We start from the raw sequence: 23,001 nt of genomic DNA, 5'->3' as shown, positions 1-23,001 counted from the left end.
TTTTCCCTGGTCTCCTCACTCACGCCAATTCCTCCTTGGAGAACTGAGATAAAGCAATTTCTTGATAGGCCTTGCAAGTTTCCATGAGTTCCTCGTGGGTACCTATTCCTACTACTTTTCCTTCCTCAAGTACGATAATTTGCTCGGCATTCATGATGGTAGAAATACGCTGGGCTACAATAATAACCGTACATCCTTCTGTTTCAGCCTTAAGAGCCTTGCGGAGTGCAGCATCGGTCTTAAAGTCCAAAGCTGAAAAGCTGTCATCAAAAATGTAAATTTCCGGCTTCTTAACTAGAGCCCGGGCAATGGATAACCTCTGCTTCTGACCGCCGGAGACATTGGTCCCTCCTTGGGAAATCCCAGTCAATAGGCCATCCGGTTTTTCCTTGATAAACTCTACAGCTTGAGCAATTTCCGCTGCTTTCATTATCTCTTCGTTTGAAGCAGAGTCATCAGCAAAACGCAAGTTGGATTCAATTGTACCGCTGAACAAGATGCCTCTCTGCGGCACGTAGCCAATCTTTTCATGAAGTTCATGTTGAGTTACCTCCCGGACATCCACTCCATCGAGCAATATGGCACCCCCTGTGACATCATAATAGCGAGGAATTAGATTAATAAGGGTCGTTTTACCTGCACCTGTCGACCCGATAATAGCTGTCGTTTGATTCGGTAAGGCTCTGAGACATATACCATGTAACGCATCTTCCTCGGCACCGGGATATCTGAAGGAGACATCCTTAAAGACTAATTCTCCTTTAATTTGAGATGTAAAGGATTTAGGGTTCTTCGGATCAGCAATAACAGGTTTTACTTCTAAAACCTCTGCGATCCGCTGAGCGGAAACGGAAGCCCTGGGAATCATGATAAACATGACTGACAACATTAAAAAGGCCATGATAATTTGAATAGCATATTGCATAAATGCCATCATATCTCCTACCTGCATCCCGGAATTGGCAATTTGAGAGGCTCCTACCCAGACAATAAGCAACGTTGTCCCGTTCATTATCACAGTCATAGCAGGCATCATGATCACCATGACACGATTGACGAAAAGATTAGTCTTCGTCAGATCAGAATTTGCCCTGTCAAAACGGTTTTCTTCAAATTTCTGAGTATTAAACGCCCTGATAACCATCATACCGGACAGGTTCTCCCGTGTTACCAAATTGAGCCGGTCAACAAGTTTTTGGACAAGCTTAAACTTGGGCATTGCCACTGAAAAAACGATTAATATCAGACCTAACAGCACTATAACTGCTAAAGCAATGATCCAAGACATTGAGTTACTCTTTCCTAATGCCCTGATTACACCGCCCACTCCCATAATGGGTGCATAAAAAACCATTCTGATCATAATGACCATTAAGGTCTGAATTTGGGTGATGTCATTGGTTGTTCTTGTAATCAGCGAGGCTGTAGAGAATTGATCGAACTCCGTATTGGAAAAGCTCTCTACCTTAGAAAAAATACCTTTCCTCAGGTCTCGAGCCAAACCCGCTGCAATTATCGCCGAGGTAAGACCAACCATGATTGTGCAGGCAGCGCTGAATAAGGCGATTAACAGCATAATGATACCTGTATGGCCAATATAATTAGTTTGGATTTTATTAGTATTCATACCCAAAGCGGCATATTCTGCTTTAATTGAGCTTATGGCACTCTGGGTAATCAGAGTGTCGTTCAAAGCAGAGAATTGTTTATTGATATCTTGATTGATCTGGGTAAGCTGCCCTGGGGGAAGTCTCGACATCATCGCAAACAGATCTGTATTAGCCGGAATTGTCCTTCCATTAAAAGAAATAACTCCTCCTTTGGCATCTGCCTTCATCTTCTCAAGACCCGATACAGTTAAGAATGCCCTGCCAAGTACCGGATTCAGCTTGCTAATTTCCGCTTGATCTGTCGTAGTTAAAACTTCAATAGGTTCATTCTTCAACGTCGGATAAGCCTGAACATAGCTTGCATAAGCCTCACTGGATTTATCAATTAAGGTATAATCTTTCAAAACCTCAGCTTTTTCAGAGGATGTCATGAAAAGAGTAAGCTTGGAAAACTCACTTTTCCTAACTGCAACAGGTACGGCATTAAGAATACCCCCTTGCTGAATCCCTTGATTGATGATATTCGCCATATAATCTGGCAGCGACAGATCAGCCATAGCCTGACAAAAAATTAAAATAACTGCTGTAACAATTAATGTAGTATAGGATTTCATATATCTCCATAATCTCAGCAAAAGGTATCACAGCTCCTTAATCCCTTACTTTTCATTGATGGAGTTTTCAATGCATCTCCATTTTTCAAGCAGCTATTAGTATGTATTTAAATTTCTATCTATATGCGTCCGCAGCCAGCAGCTTGCAAAACGTCCTCCAAACTCTGTCGAGAAAGGAAGCCGTTGCAGCACATAAAGAAGCAATTGAAACTTATTATTCCAGCCTAGCTTCGATAGATTCAAGAAGCTCCCGGAGCTTTAAAAATTCAGATTTCACCTCCTGCATGTCTCTCTTTTCGTTACTTTCAATATGATGCAAATGACTTTGAATATCATCGATTTCCAGCTCTGCTTTATAATTAATGGCGAAGTCTATAACTGACTCATGTTTATCTCGGGCCGCTTGTCGATTTTGACTCATCATAATCACAGGAGCTTGAAATGCAGCAAGGAATGATAAGCATAAGTTCAAAAGGATAAACGGCGGTTCATCAAAATGAAACGCCTTCGTCAAAAGAAGAACATTCCACACCATCCAAGCAAATAGAAAAATCCCAAAACAAGTTATAAACCTCCAGCTCCCGCCAAATTGAGCGATTCGATCGGCTAAACGGTCGGGATAGGTCGTTTTGTTTGTATACTCTTCCTCTAAACGATTCAAGATACCCTTTTCGTAGTCATCGACTAACCGGTCAATTCTCTGAACATCTCTTTTATGAAGTTCAATGTCAAAACCTTCAAAGAGAGATGCATCCTCTAAAGATTCATCCTCTGGACTATTCAAAATCCTTTCGGCGGCATTATTTTCTTCTTTCATCTTGAACTCCCTCGAATAGTATTTCAAAATAATTATTCCCGATTGTTTCTACTTAATTCCTTACGCAACAAAGCCGAGGCCACCAACGCCCCGGCTTTGTCACTAGTTTAAATTTTATTTTGACAACCGATTTGCTACACTGGAAGCCATGTAAGAGTCCGGTTTGATCACGCATTGAAAGCCACAAGATTTAACCCAGCCCATGATCTCAGCTATGTATTTTCCGGTCGGTCCATTATAACCTGCATCAACATGAATCGCTATCTTATTGGGAATTTTATCGTATCTGAATCTTTCTTCCAGTTTTTCTGCTAATTCCAAGCTTAAGTTCGTCTCATAGAAGATCTTTTGACGAATATTACTTATTTTTTTAACTCTGCGAATTTCCGAGAAAAAAATCCCCCCTTTACCAATGGAGTTTTCAATTTTATGAATACCGATTGTAATGGGTATTTTAGTATCATCGAAATTTTGGCTGTCAGTACCGATAGATACTCTATATTCACCGTGTCTGTCCTGCGATAAATATGCTTTGATAATTGAGTACATTTTCTCGTAAGAAATCTCACCATACATCATACTGTACACAGTACCATCTCCGTTCTATTTATCGCTATAATTAAATTACGATACTAAGTAATACTCAATAATAGATAAACTATACCTTTTAGTCCCTCATGAACTAAGTAAATAAATATTGTAAACTAAATTAACTTACTCTGAATTCTTCGATAGCTGTCAGGAGTTCTTGAGCTGTTCTTGTTAGATCTTGGCAGGCAGTGGTCAGATGACTTATTGTGGTCACTTGTTCTTTAATATTATCTGTTACAGATTGAACGCGTTCCGCAGTATCCTCACTGATAGTTCGTATATTGAAAATTGAGTGCACAACCTGCTGATTGCCAACGGCAACTTGCTGGATAGAGGTAGAAATTTCTCTAACTTGAGTGGATACTTCAGTAATTTGTTCATAGTTTGCAGAGAATGCTTCTCCTGCAACTTCAACGACTTTTATCCCCTCATTTACGTCATGGGAAGCATCATTCATAGCAGAAACCACCAAGGTTATATTATCATGATTTTTATTAAGCAAAGAGCTAATTTGCTTCGAGGCATCGCGAGATTGTTCTGCTAGTTTCCGGACTTCATCAGCCACTACCGCAAAACTGCGTCCATGTTCACCTGCCCTTGCTGCTTCAATGGCAGCATTAAGGGCTAATAAATTGGTTTGAGCAGCAATTTCACTAATGAATTTCGAAATATCTTCAATTTGACTATTACTCACTGTAAGTTTATCAATGGTATTCTGGATTTGGTCTGTTCTGCTGCCTATCACAGACATTTGTTTGACAACCTTATCAATCGTTTCTTTCCCTGATTTCGTGGTAACAGATGTTTTCTCTGTTAAATCGGCAACAAGAAGACTTGTAGCCGCAATTTGCTGGGCGCTGGCAGATACCTGCTGGATAGCAGCGGAAGCTTCGTTAATAGAAATTGCTTGTTGTTCCGTATCGGAGGCAGCCGCAACCATCGTCTCAGCTATTTGTTCCGAAGCGCTGGAGTTATCCTTCGTGATGGATTGAATAGTTTGAGCACACCCTGATACTAAGTGACCGGAGCGTGAAACTTCACCGACCAACTTGCGTAAAGTATTTCGCATAGTATCGAAGGCAAGGCCTAATTGTCCAATTTCATCTGTTGAGTAAATAATTTCCTCGTTGCTGACTAGGTTCCCCTTTTCAACTTCCTTCACACTTTTTAACATAACCTGCAGGGGTTTTGCAAAATGACGTGCCACGAATAAGCCCAGGAATAAACTCATGACAACTGCCGCAATTGGGAACATAAGTAAAATTCCTCCCGCCTGAAGAAAGTCTTGATTATTACGGGCTAAAGTCTTTTCCACAGACTCTTGATTATAGGAAATAAGATTAGACAACAAAATATGTATTGCATCGTCATAGGTTAAAGCATTATTGGTATAGTCGAAATAGGCCTGCTGCTTTGTACCCTGTTCACTAAGATCAAAGGCTTTTTGCCTTTCATTTCGGTAACTGGCGATAGCCTTCTTTAAGCTGGTTAACTTTGCCGTTTCATCTGAGCTTTTACTGATGGAAGCATAGGCTTTGAGAGAGGCATCAATAGTATTGTCTGCATTTTTAAGATTCTTAAGAATTTCTTGTTTACGAATTTCATCAATGGGAGCTATAATCATCTCCATGGATAAAGCTTCTGTCACTCCGTTATTAGCTCTTACTTCATTCAAATACTTAACAGCCGATAAAGAGCTGGCATACATTTTATTAAAATCTTGATTCTGTCTTTGGTAATATGTATAACCTGTACAACCGACGAACCCGATTAGGATCGACATGATCAGTACTAAAGAATTAATTTTATAAGCTATTTTGAGATTGCCAAAACGCTTAAAGCACTTTGTAAAGATTTTGCTCTTTGCAATTTTATTAGTTATTACAAGTAAACTATCAAGACGTTTAAACACCTTAGGTTCTTTTTGGGGCTTATTTTTTTTTATCTGGACCAATCTCCATTGTTTGCTAGCATTTATATCTTTGATAGATTCTTTATTTTGGAGTTTGATAATACTGCTTAGAATTTTAGAAATTTTACTTAACAACCTAATTCCCCCATCCTTTTAATCTTATAATCTTTAAAGGAAGTGTTTATTTAATGGTGGATTGCCTTTATCGTAATAAAAATGAGTTTCCTCCTAGTGCCTTGGCTTCTTTTTTAATCTTGGCCGCCCGCTCGGAAACTAAGAGCGGGGTCCAGTTTTGCTCAGTGGTGTTAATCACGAGACCGGCTAAAGCGACGCTTAAATTTTCTTTTCCTGGTAACTGTTCACAAGCCTGCTCAAATCGCTTGATAATATTTGCTGCTAAGACTTCCAAGTTTTCAGAGGAAGTAATTGCTATAAAATCATCACCACCAATATGTCCAACAAAAGTTTCTTCCGCCGAAGAATTAATGATAGTCTGCAAAACCTCACTTAACATCTTGATAGCCTGATCACCTTGCTGAAACCCATAAAGATCGTTGTAGTACTTAAATTTATTCAAGTCTATGTAAATAAGGCCAAAGATCAAATCTCTTTCTATGTGCTGGCGAATCTCCTGATCAATCCGCAGATTGCCGGGCAGACCTGTCAGAGGATTGGCTCCTTGAGCAAGTTGAATCTGCCTCTCGGACATGGCTTTCATGAGATTGGCCACAGAAACCATCCCAATGGGCTTTCGTTGATTGGCTACTATAATCCCGTCATAAAGTTGGGCATCCGATCGCTGCATTGCTAAACTAGACACCACTTCCAAGGGGGTAGTGTCTTCGACAATCAGGGGATTAGTATCCATTAAAATAGGAACTGTTCGTTCTAAGTAAAGAGGGACCCCATAACGCGTACCTAAAGCAGCAAATAACCTATCCCGATGCAAAACTCCTACTATTCGAGAATCTTCAGTAATCCCTACCAGCCATTGATGCGGGTGATCTCGAAAGTAAGATTCTACAGCACTTACGAGTACCTTTGTTTCGAAAAGTGGTAAGGGCTCAATCATGGAAATAATCGGCTTGTTTTCAATGTATTTTAATCGCCGTTTAGGATTAAGAATTTCCATCACAATGGGATTGATGCTCTTGCGTTTAAAATCAGGTTTAGCTGCAAAAAAACCTTGTACATAATCAACACCCAACTGAACGACGGTGCGCATTTCTTCATCAGTTTCCACCCCTTCGGCGATGATACTGCAGCCGATTCGCTTGGAAAATGTCACAAAGGTCTCCAGTAAAGCCCATTTTGTTGGATCGGCATGGACTCCCGAAATTAAAGAGCGGTCTACTTTCAAAAAATCCGGATGAAGCTCAGCAACCGACTGAAGGGAGGAGTAGCCTGCTCCCAAATCATCCAGAGCAATCAAATAGCCCTGACCACGATAATGGTCTAAGGCTTCTCGAAATATTGCATAATTTTCTATAGCACTTCGTTCCGTAATTTCAAGCACAACCTGAGAAGGAGCGATCCCTTTTTCATTAAGCATTTTTCTAGTTTGTCCTGAGGCAAATTCGGGGTCTAGTAGAATCTGAGGGTTAATATTAAGAAAGAGAAGTTCCTTGTCTTGCCGCACATCCGGATATGCTTTGATTGCTTGACGCCGGCATAGTGTTTCGATTGGATAGAGCTGACCTATTTTTTCGGCAAAGGGGAAGAGATCAGAAATATTATTAAAACAGGTGGATTCCGGTATGCGTGTCAATGCTTCAAAACCGAAAATCTCGCCGTTTCGAGTTTCGATAATGGGCTGAAAGGCAGTTTTAATATACTTTTCGGGTTCTTCAATTAAATAAGTAATCTCCTCGCGGCGGGCAAAAAATTGGGGATCTGGCTCAGATTTGTTAAGAAGAAAAGCTTCTTTCACCGCCGCATAGAGCAAATAATCAGCACTTCTGCTGACTACGTTAACACACCGAGCGATTCCGGTTCGCAATCGGATCTTTTCTTTAACGAGTTTGCTCAACCTGCGGTTGAACCGCTCTTCCATAGGCCGAACCCATCGGTCAAGTAGCTGGGACATGTCCCAGTCGGTATTTTCACCAGGAACAAAATAAACAACGAAGTCGTCCCCTCCTCTGCTTTCTGAATGTGAGAACAGGAAAAGATTACGTTGTTTCTTAAGGGTAAAGAATATCTCATTTTCAATCTCAGTTAAAATTTCCTGACAAACTTTGTAGCCATAGCGAAATTCGACTTCATGGAAATTAACTATATCGAGATACACTACCCAGATTGTTTTGTTATCCTTAAGAAACCGATATAGTCTTTGTAAGCCCTTTACTTTAGATGCAAACATCTGAAAACTCCTTCTTGAGGCACTTGATGTCGATTTATCAAGAAATTATTCGTTACTTAGGGATTACTGAATAACCTCGAAACCTGCATGGGAGTAGGAACTAAGGCCATTTTCGTGGTATAATAAAGCAAGATAAAGGATGAATATGGTCGAAAAACCTTGCAGATGGGGGACGAAAATGTACCGAAAACCTACAGGTCAAATTAGCTTACTCGAAGACTTCAGATTTTTTGCAGGCGGCAAACTTGATGCGAATAACCGTTGGGTCAAGATGGCCGATTTGATTCCCTGGAACGTTGTTGAAGAGCGATATGCTTCTCATTTCCCAAAGCATACTGGAAATGTTGCGAAACCAGTTCGTGTCGCATTGGGTGCCCTCATCATCAAAGAAAAGTGTGGATTTTCCGACGAAGAAACCGTCCAACAAATCATGGAAAACCCCTATTTGCAATACTTCATCGGGCTGGAGGAATTTCAAACCACTCCACCGTTCGATTCATCGAGTATGGTCCATTTTCGGAAACGCCTCGACGCTAAGGTAATTGCTGAACTGAACGAAGCCTTATGTAAGGGAGAAACAAAGACGGAAACTGAAGATCATAAAGATCAAAACACTCCCCCACCAAGTTCAGGTTGTACAGACGACAATCGTCGTGAAGATCAAGCAAGCAGTGAGCAACCACCCCAACAAAACCACGGAAAACTCATTTTGGATGCCACATGCACCCCGGCCGATGTGAAATATCCCACGGATTTTTCTCTACTAAATGACGCACGGGAAAAGTTAGAGGCCATGGTGGACACCTTGCATGAGAATCAAATAGGGAAAGAGCTCAAGCCAAGAACCTATCGACAAAAGGCACGTAAACTCTATCTGAAGTTAGAAAAGAATCGGAAACCCAGAAGTCGTGAAATCCGCAAGGCCATTCGGAAACAGCTGAGCTTCGTTACAAGAGACCTTCAGATCGTCTTGAAACTATCAGCCAAGTACCCAGAAGGACTCAGTAAACGGCAGCAAAAAGACTTAGAAACCATACAAACACTCTTTGAACAGCAAAAAACCATGTATGACAAACGAGTCCACACTATAGAAGAGCGTATCGTGAGCATTAGCCAACCGCATGTTCGCCCGATTGTGAGGGGTAAAAAACAGCAGCCACAGAATTTGGAGCGAAAGTTGCCATAAGTATCGTCAACGGATTTGCTTGGATCGAGAAGTTGAGTTGGGAAGCCTTTAATGAGGGCACCACCCTGATTGATTCGGTAGAAACCTATAAGGAGCGCCATGGAAACTATCCTGAATCCGTGATTGCCGATAAAATATATCGGAACCGAGACAACCTGCAGTACTGCAAGTTACATGGCATTCGGCTTAACGGGCCCAAACTAGGTCGACCCTCGAAGGATAAAAAAGAGCATTTAGAACAAAGGCGGCTAGAGAAACAAGAGGCAGGCCTAAGAAATGCAGTCGAGGCGAAATTCGGTGAAGGAAAACGTCGTTATGGACTAGGTCGAATAATGGTACGTCTCAAAGAAACGAGTGAGACGGTCATTGGCTTACAGTTCATCATCATGAACCTGGGGAAGCGCCTCCGGGATCTTTTGTACCTTTTTTGGGAAACGCCTTTTTTCGAGTTGGGAGATTTTGTTTGTTGCCTAGAAACTAAAAATATGGGGACTGTTCAGTAATCCCTACTTACATATTAGTCGCCATATGTAAAAATCTAATGTATTGAATGTAAAATTAGCGTTAAGAGTGAGTGAATAATTATTTAACCTTTTGCATCAGAGGCTTTTCCGTCATCCTTAGCTCGATAAAAAGGGACCGTTGCGTAATGAGTGCTTATACGTTTTTATAAATAAAACCCTGCATATAAGCGGATGATTTAAACCACTTTTTATGCAGGGTTTTGTTTATTGGGGGGCTTATGCATTTTGCGACAACCTCTTTTTCAAAACTCCATTCGAAGAAGGAGAACGTACTACTCCAACAAAAGACTTCTATAGGTCTGGAATTCTTCATTCAGTTTTAGAATACTTTCAATCGCAGCCTGGATATCACCGCGTCTTGCAGCCAGTTCAACCTTGAAAGCTAAATTTTTTAATTTATCAGCCTCATATTGATTAGCCAATTTCTTCAATTGATGAGCTGTTCTCTCTATAGCCTCTAAATCATTCACTGAGATCAAATCTATTAACTGAGTAATTAAGGCGATAAGTTCGTCGAGGTTTTTATTTTGCTGTTGATCGTTATTCTCCAAGTCAGTCATAGTTTTTCGACATTTTGGATTGGATTTAATAACTTTTTGAACGGTATTTAGCAATTCTTCAATCAGCACCGGCTTTGACAAATATTCGTCCATACCGCGGGCAAGAAAACGCTCTCTGTCTCCTTTCAGGGCATAGGCTGTCAAGGCTATTATCGGTGTACGTTTTTTGTTTCTTTCGTTTTCTCTTATCAGTTTTGTTGCTTCAATACCATTCATTTCCGGCATATAGATATCCATGATGATAAGGTCAAAGTCTTGCTGCTCCAAGGCGTCCAAAGCCTCCAAGCCATTACAGGCTTTATGAACTTTGTGCCCGCCTATCTGAAGCATCTTCGTCAGAACATCCTGATTTACTAAATTGTCTTCTACCAAAAGAATAGTTACTGAGAGCTGTTCTTTCTCCATAGGCTCAGAAGAAGGTTCGACTTCACCGGCACTTTCTCCTTGCCGTAACTCAAGAATAAAAGAGAACGTGCTTCCCTTCCCTTTCTGGCTTTCAACCCACATTCTACCTCCCATTAACTCGGTTAATTGCTTGGAGATAATCAGTCCCAATCCTGTGCCGCCATATTTTCTGGTATGGGAACCGTCTACCTGGCTAAAGCTTTTAAACAGCTTCTCCATTTCGTCTTCAGCTATACCAATTCCAGTATCGGAAACGGAGAATTCTAAGGCGCACGCCATTGTTTCCGACTCATTAATGGGCTTGGTATTTCGAACTTGAACAACAATATTGCCACTGTGAGTGAATTTTACAGCATTGCTGACAAGATTATTAAGAACCTGTCTAATCCGGTTAGGGTCTCCCTTCAGATACGCGGGGACATCTGCAGAACATGTACAAATCAATCCTAAACCCTTGCCCGCTGCATTGACAGTATGTACTTTAACCAGTTCTTCAAGAAGATCTTTAAGGTTGAAGTTAATAGTTTCGGTGAGCATTTTTCCTGCCTCTATTTTAGAAAAGTCCAGAACATCATTGATAATGTTTAAAAGAGAATAGGCGCAATTCTTGGCAACTTGCAGGTAGTTATGCTGGTCAGGCTTCAGCGATGATTGAAGGACCAAATCAATCATTCCCATCGTACCGTTCAGGGGAGTCCTGATTTCATGGCTCATATTCGCTAAAAATTCACTTTTGGCAATACTCGCCTTTTCAGCTTCCTCCTTGGCCTTTCTCAGCTCTATTTCATAGTTTTTTGCTTCGGTGATATCCGTAATAATTGCTGCAAAACAATCATCGCTTAATGAATAAAAGGAGTGGAAATACCAATGTCCAGTCTTTTCGTTGTGAAATTCACCCTCATACTTCTTTTCACTGGACTTAAGAAAAGTTTCTATCTGTTTTAATAAAAGCTTTTGGTCATGATGATTTAAGTTGTTAATTTTCGTGAATCTTTGACCAATTATTTTAGTTCTTTCTAAGCCAATCAACTTTGCATAAATATCATTAACTTCTCTGAATTTATAATCTTCAAGCTCACCCTTTGCATCCCAAATTGCTTTACAATAAGCAAAACTACTTGTCATATTCATAAATAAGGAACGGTACTTATGCTCACTCTCGCGCAAGGCAAGTTCCGCTATTTTGGGCTGAGTTACATCGGTGATAATTAGCGCAAGATGCCCCGACAAGGGAACAAACGCTGAGATAGACAACCATAGCCTGTAACGTTCCGAGTAAAAATTAATATCATCAAAGTAAATCTCTTGTTCCTCAGATCTGGTATTGATGATTTTTAAATGTTTCAGGACAATTTGACTAATCTGCGGGAATATTTCAAAGATACTCTTTCCTGCAAGTTCAGCAGGTTTCTTCCCAAACTTACTTTCAAACGTATTATTAACCTCTACGAATTCCAAATCCTGAGGCTCTTCAGCTCGATTATAGATTATCTTCATCAGTGCAAAACTTTCCTTCATATTCATAAACAAGCTTTGATACTTTTTCTGGCTTTCTTTAATAACCTGTTCCGCTTTTAGACGGGGACTGATAAAGGCATTTTCTATAGTCTTACGTTCTGAAATATCCCTTATCTCCCTATGCAAACTTCGTTTTTCACCGATACCGGTTCCTTGCGTCGAGACACTGCCTACGAATGAAGTCCCCTTTTTTCGATTATGCACATCCTTAAAGAATTTCATTTGCAAAGTCACCTTCTTGCTTTGGTTTACAAGCACATTCTATTTATCGGATTATTCTTTCCTCTTAGCGAATGTAAAATTATCTTTTAGAGCCATATTCTTATTTCTTTGCATACTTTTGGATAATGTCGTAAATTTAAAAAATCAAATATATCAATTATTAAAGTTTTGTAGGATGAATAAAATTTATAACTATTAATAGCTTCTTTATAATTATTAATAATTGTACTAATTCTATTTATGTTAAATATTCTATATTATTCGCGTTTTTTCTCTACAATTACTTATATAACACAAAAAACAACGAATTTCGATTAAATCCGTTGTTTTATACTTGCTCTGCTTTCATATTATGCAAGGGTTAACATTTAATATCAAATCTCCTAAATGAATAACCAGATTCTAAGAGCAAGTTGACTCGAATTCACGTTTAACCCCTTGGATATATTTTATGACATCTTTAATATTTTCTTTTCTGGCAGCCAATTCAATTTTAAAGGCTAAGGTTTTGAGGTTATCAGCGTCAATTTGCTGAGAAGCATTTTTAATTTTATGAGCTATTTGCTCAATGAGAGAAAAATCATTTAAGGCTATCCCAGTATTAAGGTCCATAATATCTTGAGAGATCTCTTGAATGATATAATTTTTGTCAATGGAAGTTTTGTCATCTCTTAAAGATAGATCAGGATTATAATTCACGATTTTTCCTGATTCACTGATTTTAATCTGTGCATTAAACTGCTTATTTTCCGGATCACTTCGGTTTACCACCGAATCTAAAACCCTGAATAATTCATCCATCTTAATAGGTTTAGGAATATATTCATCCAAGCCATAAGACAGGAATTTCTCTCTGTCCCCCACTAAGGCATAGGCAGTTATGGCAATAATCGGGGTATGGCGGTCATTGCCCTCTCTTTCCCGAATCTTCTTAGTAACCTCTATGCCATCCATGACCGGCATTTGAATATCCATAAAGATCACATCATATTGACTTCTTGCATGGGATTCCAGAGCTTCTACCCCATTCATAGCCGCTTCAATAAAATGACCTTTTTCTTTAAGCATGATAGTTAAGACCATCAAATTAACCCGGTCATCTTCTGCAATGAGAATTCTTAACGGTTTAACTATATTAGCCTGACTAAGGACAATATCATCGTGATCTGGTAAGTCTGGTTCTCTGTTTAATTTAAACTTCAAATTAAAGCTAAATGTGCTCCCCGCTCCTTTTTGGCTTTCTAGGGTTATATCCCCACCCATAATCTGAACTAATTTCTTAGAAATAGCCAACCCCAAACCCGTTCCGCCATATTTTCGCCTTATGGAGCCATCCACTTGACTGAAATTTCTAAAGAGCTTTGCTTGTTCTCGCTCAGATATTCCTATACCTGTATCTGAAATTGAGAACGCCAACTCCACAGTTTCATCGATCCTGCTTAATTCTTCAACTGTAAGGGTGACTTCTCCAAGTTCCGTGAATTTCAAGGCATTATTTAAAAGATTGCTTATGATCTGCCTTAACCTATTAGGATCACCTATCAAATTCTGAGGCAGTGAGGACGAACAGCTATAATTTAGCCTTAAACTTTTATTTAAAGCCATAGGCTGATGCGCCTTAAAAATTGAATCTAAAAGCTCCTTAATATTAAAGCCAATAGTTTCAATGACTAATTTTCCGGCTTCTATCTTTGAAAAATCTAAGATATCATTGATGATCTTCATAAGAGAATCGGCGCAAGTTTTAGCGATCTCCAAGTATTCACGCTGCTCACGACTCATGCCTGTTAACAGAGTCAAATCGATCATCCCGATCATCCCATTGATAGGAGTCCTAATTTCATGACTCATATTCGCTAAGAATTCACTTTTAGCCTGATTTGCGGCTTCAGCATTTTCCTTCGCCAAATTCAATTCATATTCCGCATGCAATCGTTCGGTCATATCTGTTAGTAGGGAAACAAAATAGCCGGGTTCAGGACCATACAGTTTGACTGAAAACCAACGCTTACTCCACTTAGAATAGTAGACCGGTAGATTAAGCCCAGTCCCTTTGGCCGCAACCTCCCCGTATTGAGCCATATCTTGCCTATAAGATTCCGGATCGTCATCGCCAAAAATATCCGAAAATTTCCTTCCTATAATTTCTTGACGTGAAACATTAAAGATTTTTTCATAGGACCCATTGATTTCAAGAATTTCATAGTCTATGGGATTTCCTGCTTCATCATAGATAACTCTATTATAGGCAAAGCTGTCCGGCATATTCATAATTAATGATCGATAACGCTCGTATAAAATTCGTAGGCTCTCTTCATTTTTTTGCAATTGAATTTGGGCTCTCTTGCGCTCAGATATATCTCTAACGAAATTTACCAATACTCTTTGATTTTCAATCCAAGTCACATAAGCACTGACCTCAACAGGAAATGTGCTGCCATCTTTTCTTTTATGCAGTGTTTCGAAGAGAACTCCCTGTTCATCCATTTCATTGATTTCTATTGTTTCGGAAGATTCGTCTATGCGAAGATGGTTGATTTTTAAGTTTACCAATTCCTCTTTAGCGTAACCGTAAGCAAGAACAGCCGCTTTATTAGCTTCTAATATGTTTCCTTCCAGGTCAATAATCATGATAACGTCACGGGCATTTTCCAAGAGAACTTGATACTTTCTGGAAGAATCCTCAACTAATCTGCTGTCCGTAATGTTTTGGAGGGCAACGGCCGCATGACGTTCGCCTCGGATCATAACAGGCGAAACACTTGCCGAAAACCAATACTTCTTCTCTTTCCTTTGAGCAGTTAGTATTTTGCTAAACTTTATAGCGGTGGTAGTTTTCCCCACCTTAATCGCCGAATCTATGGCCGACCGCAATTCGCAGAATTGACATTTTTGCCCAAAGCCACATCCCCGGGCAGTTTCGATACTTCCTTGGCAGCCTATCCCGTCGCCCAAACGTTTACCTAAAGCTATCTCAGGCTTAGTAATGAGCAGCTCAAAGGCAGAAACATTCATTTTTTCAACCAATGAATTCTCATCAAGCAAAAACATTATAACGGGGCTGGTATTAAATAGTATTTCGAAATTATTTAAATCGGCTTGTTCCCCATTTACAGCCATCCCAGTACCCCTCTTTAAAAAAATAATAACAGTTCCAAATCTTTGAACTGCTGTTAAATACCGAGTGTCTTGCTAAGGGTCTGATAAAGAACGTCTTCTGTAAATGGTTTAACTATAAATGTTTTGGCACCACTGAGAATAGACTGTTTGACCATACTCTCCTGACCCATGGAAGAAACCATAATGACCAAAGCTTTAGGGTCAAAGGCTTTAATTTCCTTTAGAGCCTCAATCCCCGTCATTTCAGGCATCGTAATATCCATCGTCACAACATCAGGTCGCAATTGTTTGTACATCTCAACTGCCATAATTCCATTGGTTGCTTCGCCAACAATTTCAATATCATAGTTAAGCAACATGTTTCGAATAGAAAGTCGCATGAAGGCCGCATCATCCACAATAAGCAATCTTTTCATCGTAGTTCACCCCTCTATTAGCTTAAACTATATATACTTAATTTCAAACTCTTGCGCTGCCTATCATCGTCATTCATTTCAACTTGATTTTTTGATCTTAACTTCCCAATCGCTCGAGTCTGATGCAAGCAATAAGGTTTCATATGAGAAGTAATTGAAGTAATTACTTCAATTACTTCATATTGTAGTAACTGCTGTTATTTCCGACTGTTTAATAATATGTAATTGTAATTGCCTCAAAAGAGATTGGGTAGTAATCATTCACTCACATAATCTTATCATAAAAGCAGTTGTTCGACAATATTCTGTTAATTGCTTTCAAATGCCATAAATTATTTGACTTCAAGGCTTTTTTCCACCAAGATATAGGGCGGCAAAGGTTAAAAAACAGACCTGCTGCATACAGGCCTGTCATATTAAACTTTCGCAGAAAACCGGATTAAAAATTATCCCTTACCATTTTTATAGGGTTTTGATACAGTCACAGGATAATAGCCTACATGAAAATAATTATATCCGCCTCCAACAGAATCATAACCCGGGTGCAAACCCACTCCATAACCTTGCAAATGCCCGTAACTACCATAATTACCATAAGCACCGCAAGCACCATAAGCACCGAAACCCGGCCTTATTCCGCACCCGAAGCCAAATTGATTTCCATATGCTGTACCAAAAAACGGCATGCCACACATATTCGATTCCTCCATCCTGGGGCAAAATATCAATCCCTCACTACCATATTATGGAATTTCATGAAAGTCGAAACTTGCCCCCCTTAGTCCGAATTAATTTTCAGAACAACTGCCCAGAATTCAATCGCCACCTCATTTCCGAGTCACACAGACCTCTCAATAAAGGCAGGCTGATTGATTTTCAGATTTTCTGAGAATCCTCTTTGCAAAGACAAGCGATCTCTAGACTTAAACTCTCCTTTGTGTCACATATGAGGGTTAAGAATAATATGTAATATATTGGCAAAAAGGAGGGTGCTCTCTTATGATTTTATGTGGAGTTGGTGTCGCAATTGTAGTGGTTGCAATTCTCACACTTATAGCGATGGGCATTGTATTTTAAGATATCTTAAAAATAGCAGATGACCAGGCGAAAAATGCCTGGTCTCGTCAATTCTGACGTGATTGTAAATTTAAATAGCCTATTAGATGATGGGCGTATGAGATTAGGATTATTGACAAACCATAGTAATAACCTTTATTCCATATTAAATGAATGTTTCTAATATAAATGAACCCGCATAAAGAAAACACCCGTTAGTTGCTTGGCTAATTGAGGGAGGTTAGACTATAATGGCTGAAGGATTAGGTACTCATATACAAGAACCTCATGGTTCATTTGCCTCCGAAGAGAACAATTCAGGAAAAACCGTTACATTAAGCGATATATTTAGGTCAGAGTTTATGAAACTATATACTCAGTATGAATCCATCGAAGAATTATTGACAGCAGGTGGATTCGAGGTGAATACAGAAGATGACTACGATGCTATCCCTGATGAGGCGATTAATGCTCATGTTGCAAAAACCACCAATTTTAGGTCTTGGAAAGAAATGCTGACCGAAGCGGCAGAGGATTACCTAAATAGCACTAAGTCTTTTTCAGGATAATTAACAAGCTTTAGTAATGGTTATAAACCTTGTTGGATATTAATGCTTCTTAACAAAAATGATATACAAACCAGAAAAAAACATCAAGATAAGTACACCTGCAACCAATCCAACGAGTTGGCTCCCGTTAAAAGCCGAAGTTGCCAGAGCCAAGGACAGCAACAAGCTAGCAGCGATGGTGGTGCCAGGAAAACCTGGATAGGTTGGTTGTCCTTTACCTGGGCGCAAGTTTGCCCTTTGCCGGAAACGATAGTATGTTAAGGCTATGATCAACCAGTTCAAAATTAAGGCCGCGCCGGCTGTACTGGCTATATACACAAAAATTTTCTCTGGCAGAAGGTATGAAATGCCTACCACTACCAGCAAAATTGCACTGGATATTAACAATGCGGCCACTGGTACTCCTTGCCGGTTTTCTCCAGTTAAGAACGATGGAGCGTCTTTGCGTTCGGCCAGTGATTTAAGCATACGAGGTACTCCATACATATTTGAATTCATTGCTGATAAGATAGCACTCAAAATGACTGCGTTCATAATACTGCTGATTCCGCTTAGTCCCAAGTCTTTGGCTAATGGTACAAAACCGCTTCCGTTTTGAGGCACTTGATTCCAGGGAACTATTCCGACAAGAGTCGTGATTGCTCCTAAATAAATCACTATCAGAGTAATTGTAATAATGCTTACTGCTCGAGGTACAGTTTTCAGGGGATCCTTCGTTTCTCCCGTTGCCGGCCCAATGACTTGTTCTCCCGCATAAGTATATAACACCAAAAGCAATGAAGCTAAAAATCCTCTCCATCCATGGGGAAAGAAGCCTCCATGACCTAAGTAGTTTATTGTTCCAGGCGATCTTAATCCCGGCCATATCCCAGTAAACATGACTATTCCTGAACAAATTACTAAAAGTAAGATAGCCACTTTAACAAAGGATAAGGTTTCTTCCACCCGAGCAAAAGCCCGTATGTCTAAAAAACTGATACCAACAATCACCATAGCGATAATTAAGCTGATCAGCCAGATAGGCCAGGAGGGCAGCCAATAGCGGACGATTAAAGCTGCAGCTACCATCTCTGTGGCAAGAGTCAAAATCCCCGCTATCCAATACATCCAACCTGTAATGAATCCCATGGCAGGACCCAGGTATTCCCCCGCATAAACGCTAAAGGAACCGCATGTCGGTTCATAGACACTCATTTCGGCAAGCATAAACATTATCAAGGCGGAAACGAGGCCGCCCACAGCAAAGGCAAGAATAATTGACGGCCCCGCCTGATTAATCGCAATACCACTCGCTACGAAAATCCCTGAACCAATCGCCCCACCCAATCCCAGCATGGTTAATCCTAACAAGTCCAACTGGTTCTTAGGATTCGACCCAAGGGTTATGTTTTTATTGTCAATCTGATGAGATGATCCCTTAATATCTTTATCACTTTCCATTTTCCTCATTTAATACTCTCCAAGATTCAAATCCTAAATTTAATTGCCTAGAGCATTATAATTATTCCATAGCTATTTCCACATTTCCTCTTAAAATTCGTGAAAATATAACAAAACTAAAAATTTTACTTTTGATCCCCTTTATATTATCACTATTAAATTAAATTGTACCCGATTAAAACAAAGAGCAGTTACCACTTTGAATGACTGCTCCATCTCTCTCGCTTAAAAATGACAATCTGAGATACCTGTTGACTTTTTGGGGACATTTATATTTTATATAAAAACCATTTACAGGTACCTAGTTCATATTTAAGCTCATACCGCTTTAGTTGACCGTTAACATTACTCTGACACTCATAAATCTTCATACGGTTGCCCGCAAGTTTTTCTTCAGACAACCTAATAATCTGCTCTATCTTGACAACATTTCCATCATGCCGAAAGCGAATGGGACGAGGTGTCCCGGGAATGTCAAACCAAGCAATCATTTCGATTGGCTGCATTACGACTTTCATGTCAACCACACTTTGCCCAATCCCCTGTGATACACTCGGTACATCCTCCTAAATGTATCAGTTTATTATGACATACAGGGCATTGCTCATGAACTATCAACCACTCTTCGCAAGGCTCTGTACAATTTGTTTTTTGGGCACATTCAACGCAAATATCTCTCATTTTAATCCGCCTTTCAGCACGTATATTTGGTATCATCAGAACTTATGTTCTATTATAACCACGCTTTAACGAAATATCAATGGAAAAATCCACCTCGCAATAAAGTATATCAGCCCTCTCCGACAAATCGTTGAGGGCCGCTTAATAAAGATCCTACACCCCGTTATTTCTAGGTGCAGGATCTTCATATCCGTTAACCAATCAATTCATACCCCTTAGCTCGATGATACGATTCAATATACCTTAAATTTGTGCCAAGTTGGCTAATCTTAATCAGACTAAGTTATCAAGGTATCTCCTTACTTTATCCGGATCTCCCAAGATGCTTTCCGAGCGTTCCTGGTCAGCATTAACTTTGGCAAGGGATTTTCTAAAAACCTCATCTATTTTGTTCTGAGGAATGACAACAACACCATCAACATCACCTACAACAATATCCCCGGGATAAATTGTTGTTCCGCCACAGGAGATAGGAACGTTAATTTCTCCTTGATCATGTTTACTGCTGGCAGCTACCGTGGTTCCTTTACAAAATACCGGAAAATCTAACTGTTTAATTCCCAAAATATCTCTGATCACCCCGTCTACCACGATTCCGCCTAAACCCAATGTCTTTGCCATTCCAACAATAAAATCCCCTGCTATGGCTCGATAAGTATCGCCTTTCGCATCAATGACTAAAATATCGCCAATCCCTGCGTTTCTTATCGCTCTTAGTACAGCAAGGTTTTCTCCTACCGGTATCTTTACAGTAAAGGCTCTCCCTGAAATTTTATAAGTTTCCTTTAGCGGTTTAATAGTTGAATCCAAGTTATTTAGTCCACTCGTTGCGTCAGAAATACTAGTTGTTGGGATGTTCATAAATTGATTCATAATAACCATACGATCTCTCCCCTATTTTGTAATTAATTTGCTTACAACTTGATTAATCGCTAAACAATAACTTACAATGTCCTCAATAGGAGTTGATATAATTGATTAAATATTATAATCGGAACAATAAATCTTATGAAATTGAACAGGTAGCCGGAGATAAAGTTCTGAATTGGACCTACTCCTCCCCTATAGGTTTAAGTCTGTTAGAACTTATTATTAAAAGAAGAATATTTTCCAGCTTATATGGTTGGTACTTAACCAGAAGAATCAGCAGGAGAAAAATCAGTTCTTTCGTTTCTAATTTTAACATAGATTTATCGCTAACCGAAAAAGGACTTCGTGATTTTTCGTCCTTTAATGACTTTTTTTATCGCAAATTGAAGCCTCAAGCCCGTCCAATAGATAAGGATGACCTATCGCTTATTTCTTTTGGAGATGGGAAGCTCTTAGCTTACGAAACTATAGATCTAGAGAAACTGGTTCAGGTCAAAGGTTTTACCTATAGCCTCAGAGAATTGATCAATAACGATCAAATCGCCGAGAAATTCACCAATGGTACTTGTTTGATTTTAAGACTCTGTCCCACCGATTATCACCGTTTTCACTTTATAGACAGCGGCACTTGTGAGAACACAATTAAAATAAAAGGTGCCTACTACTCTGTCAATCCGATTGCCCTCCAAAAGGTTAAAAAGCTCTTTTGTGAAAACAAAAGAGAGTGGACCATTTTCCACTCAAACAATTTTGCTGATGTATTATATGTAGAAGTTGGCGCAACCTGTGTGGGTTCAATTGTTCAAACCTACACCCCCCAAACAACGGTAAACCGCGGAGATGAAAAGGGCTATTTCAAATTTGGGGGTTCCACGGTAATCCTATTTTTCGAGTCAGATCAAGTAAGCATCGATGAGGATATCATTGAACAAACTAAGCGGGGTATCGAAAGCTCTGTCTTACTGGGAGAAAGAATCGGATATAAAAAAATCCCCCTCTCAAGGAGGGGTTAAGAAGAGGGAGAGGAAATGAAAGACGTTGTTACGTAATCGTAACGAACGAAATTTCATATATATTCATTATAATCGTTATCTAAAAATGCTTCCATAGACTGTCTATGAAGAATTTGTTAAACAATATTTTACTTGTTTTTACAAAAATAACCGATATTCTGACAAAAATATATACTTCCCTGGCCAGTGTCTCCCTCAGCCGCACAGCAGCAGAGAAGCAGATAGCACCAAAGGCTGATACTACTTGAGAAACAAGTAACCCCCACTTAGAGAAGTGGGAGCCTTTACTGAGGATAACTTTTAGACAAGAATTAATTTTATCGCTTCAAATAGAGCATCTATAAGATCTCGTTTTATAATTGTCTCCGACTTATTGTCAATTTTTATTTCTAAAGTCCATAAATCTTCTTGAACATGATCCTTTTGAAGGTTCGGTCTATAGGGTTCCAATAAACTAAAACATTGACCAATCGTAAGTAAGGGGAGACTATAGGGTTTGATCTTTGCATTGAAAAAATTTATGTTGATTTCATCCTCGGAATCAAATAAATTCTCATCGCAATATTCTTCGAAAACAAATAAATCTCCAAACGACGGCATCCACCATTCTTTGAGTTTGTTTCGCTGTTCCATACTGAGTTGCTGAAGTTGATCAGTAGTAATTCGCTGTTTCATATTACACCTTCCCTATAATTTGCTCTTGTGCTTTTAACCTTGTGATATCTACGTCTGCCATCCTTGCTGCCACTTTATGTCATATAATTAAATTATTCTCATAAATCAAGATTATCACAATATTCAAATATAGTACAGAGGAAATTAAATTCTAACGAAAAAAGCCAGGCAGCTGAAAAATAAGGACTGCGTGGCTTTTCTATCGAAATATCCGCTAAATTATAAGAATCAAATTGAAACATACGTTAGTTTGTTTAAGAAGCTATTTTGCAGAATTCAAATTATCTTCCAATATAAGTCTGGAGATTTTCATTCTATCTTCAGGATGTTCTCGACTTTGCAAATCCTCACTCAAGTCACCTTTTTGTCCGTAATATCCTAATGCTATAACTGTAATAATTGTGTAATCATCTGGTACATTAAATTCTTCCCGGGCCTTTTCGCGATTAAAACCACCCATAGCATGAGTAATAAGCCCACGTCTTTGGGCTTCCAGGGAGAAATATCCCCATGCAGTTCCAGCATCAAACATATGCCAGTAATTTTCTTTCCCGTTTAAAGTAAAAGTCCTTTTCGATGCAATGAGAATTAACACCGGAGCTTTATTGGCCCATTCCTGATTCGTCGGTGCTAAAATGCTTAGCATTTTTTGCAGTGTTTTTTCCTCATCGGCAATAATAAATCGCCATGGCTGTTCATTAAAACAAGAAGGTGCAAATCTTGCTGCCTCAAGCAGCGACATGATCTCATCTCTGGAAACCTTCTTACTATCAAATGCCCTGGGCGACCATCGTTCTTTTATCTCAGACATAATTTCATAATCAAATTTTCTTGACATTC

General features: G+C 39.4%; 16 protein-coding genes and 1 pseudogene. 3 read left to right on the top strand and 14 right to left on the bottom strand.

The window, feature by feature from the left end:
• Positions 1-19: 19 nt before the first annotated feature.
• From DESACI_RS08100 to DESACI_RS08080, 5 genes are all read right to left on the bottom strand, one after another.
• Complete coding sequence (locus DESACI_RS08100) at positions 20-2,245, bottom strand: ABC transporter ATP-binding protein (RefSeq protein ID WP_014826700.1); 2,226 nt, start codon at positions 2,243-2,245, stop codon at positions 20-22.
• A gap of 193 nt (positions 2,246-2,438) precedes the next feature.
• Positions 2,439-3,041: a DUF1003 domain-containing protein gene (locus tag DESACI_RS08095; protein ID WP_014826699.1), complete on the bottom strand. Its 603-nt coding sequence runs from the start codon at positions 3,039-3,041 to the stop codon at positions 2,439-2,441.
• A gap of 114 nt (positions 3,042-3,155) precedes the next feature.
• Entirely contained in the window at positions 3,156-3,620 is a 465-nt protein-coding gene (locus DESACI_RS08090; RefSeq protein WP_242833179.1) for a ribonuclease H-like YkuK family protein, read from the bottom strand.
• Between the two features lie 130 nt (positions 3,621-3,750).
• On the bottom strand, positions 3,751-5,679 hold the full coding sequence (locus tag DESACI_RS08085) for a methyl-accepting chemotaxis protein (RefSeq protein ID WP_014826697.1): 1,929 nt from the start codon (positions 5,677-5,679) through the stop codon (positions 3,751-3,753).
• A gap of 67 nt (positions 5,680-5,746) precedes the next feature.
• Positions 5,747-7,906, bottom strand: coding sequence for a GGDEF domain-containing protein (locus tag DESACI_RS08080; protein ID WP_014826696.1), 2,160 nt, complete (start codon positions 7,904-7,906; stop codon positions 5,747-5,749).
• Positions 7,907-8,084: 178 nt separating this feature from the next.
• On the opposite strand from DESACI_RS08080, the pseudogene DESACI_RS08075 reads away from it, so the two are divergent.
• A pseudogene (locus DESACI_RS08075) lies at positions 8,085-9,595 on the top strand (IS5 family transposase).
• Between the two features lie 293 nt (positions 9,596-9,888).
• Here DESACI_RS08075 and DESACI_RS23045 read toward each other — a convergent pair.
• The 4 genes from DESACI_RS23045 to DESACI_RS08055 form a co-directional block, all read right to left on the bottom strand.
• A complete protein-coding gene (locus tag DESACI_RS23045; RefSeq protein WP_014826695.1) occupies positions 9,889-12,321 on the bottom strand; it encodes a hybrid sensor histidine kinase/response regulator in 2,433 nt (810 codons plus the stop codon).
• A gap of 402 nt (positions 12,322-12,723) precedes the next feature.
• The gene (locus DESACI_RS23565; RefSeq protein WP_014826694.1) at positions 12,724-15,441 is read right to left on the bottom strand and encodes an ATP-binding protein; all 2,718 of its coding nucleotides are present in this window, start codon (positions 15,439-15,441) and stop codon (positions 12,724-12,726) included.
• A 53-nt stretch (positions 15,442-15,494) separates the two neighbouring features.
• Complete coding sequence (locus DESACI_RS08060; protein ID WP_014826693.1) at positions 15,495-15,857, bottom strand: response regulator; 363 nt, start codon at positions 15,855-15,857, stop codon at positions 15,495-15,497.
• A 446-nt stretch (positions 15,858-16,303) separates the two neighbouring features.
• Positions 16,304-16,567: a hypothetical protein gene (locus tag DESACI_RS08055; RefSeq protein WP_148271284.1), complete on the bottom strand. Its 264-nt coding sequence runs from the start codon at positions 16,565-16,567 to the stop codon at positions 16,304-16,306.
• A gap of 597 nt (positions 16,568-17,164) precedes the next feature.
• Here DESACI_RS08055 and DESACI_RS08050 point away from each other — a divergent pair.
• Positions 17,165-17,482: a hypothetical protein gene (locus DESACI_RS08050; protein WP_014826691.1), complete on the top strand. Its 318-nt coding sequence runs from the start codon at positions 17,165-17,167 to the stop codon at positions 17,480-17,482.
• A gap of 39 nt (positions 17,483-17,521) precedes the next feature.
• On the opposite strand, the gene DESACI_RS08045 is transcribed toward DESACI_RS08050, so the two are convergent.
• The 3 genes from DESACI_RS08045 to DESACI_RS08035 form a co-directional block, all read right to left on the bottom strand.
• Positions 17,522-18,931 (bottom strand): amino acid permease, encoded by a 1,410-nt coding sequence (locus tag DESACI_RS08045; protein ID WP_014826690.1) that lies wholly within the window; start codon positions 18,929-18,931, stop codon positions 17,522-17,524.
• Between the two features lie 260 nt (positions 18,932-19,191).
• Entirely contained in the window at positions 19,192-19,440 is a 249-nt protein-coding gene (locus tag DESACI_RS08040; RefSeq protein ID WP_041276371.1) for a hypothetical protein, read from the bottom strand.
• A gap of 436 nt (positions 19,441-19,876) precedes the next feature.
• Positions 19,877-20,485 (bottom strand): RraA family protein, encoded by a 609-nt coding sequence (locus tag DESACI_RS08035; protein WP_014826688.1) that lies wholly within the window; start codon positions 20,483-20,485, stop codon positions 19,877-19,879.
• A 92-nt stretch (positions 20,486-20,577) separates the two neighbouring features.
• On the opposite strand from DESACI_RS08035, the gene DESACI_RS08030 reads away from it, so the two are divergent.
• A complete protein-coding gene (locus tag DESACI_RS08030; protein WP_014826687.1) occupies positions 20,578-21,486 on the top strand; it encodes a phosphatidylserine decarboxylase in 909 nt (302 codons plus the stop codon).
• A 300-nt stretch (positions 21,487-21,786) separates the two neighbouring features.
• Here DESACI_RS08030 and DESACI_RS08025 read toward each other — a convergent pair whose 3' ends face one another.
• Both DESACI_RS08025 and DESACI_RS08020 read right to left on the bottom strand, forming a co-directional pair.
• Positions 21,787-22,161, bottom strand: coding sequence for a hypothetical protein (locus DESACI_RS08025; protein ID WP_014826686.1), 375 nt, complete (start codon positions 22,159-22,161; stop codon positions 21,787-21,789).
• Between the two features lie 262 nt (positions 22,162-22,423).
• Positions 22,424-22,999, bottom strand: coding sequence for a nitroreductase family protein (locus DESACI_RS08020; RefSeq protein ID WP_014826685.1), 576 nt, complete (start codon positions 22,997-22,999; stop codon positions 22,424-22,426).
• Between the last annotated feature and the right edge of the window lie 2 nt (positions 23,000-23,001).

Origin of the sequence: Desulfosporosinus acidiphilus SJ4 (genome assembly GCF_000255115.2) — a bacterium.
Taxonomy (GTDB): Bacteria; Bacillota; Desulfitobacteriia; order Desulfitobacteriales; family Desulfitobacteriaceae; genus Desulfosporosinus; species Desulfosporosinus acidiphilus.
The sequence above is the reverse complement of the archived record's forward strand: the minus strand, read 5'-3'. Positions and strand labels throughout refer to the sequence as shown.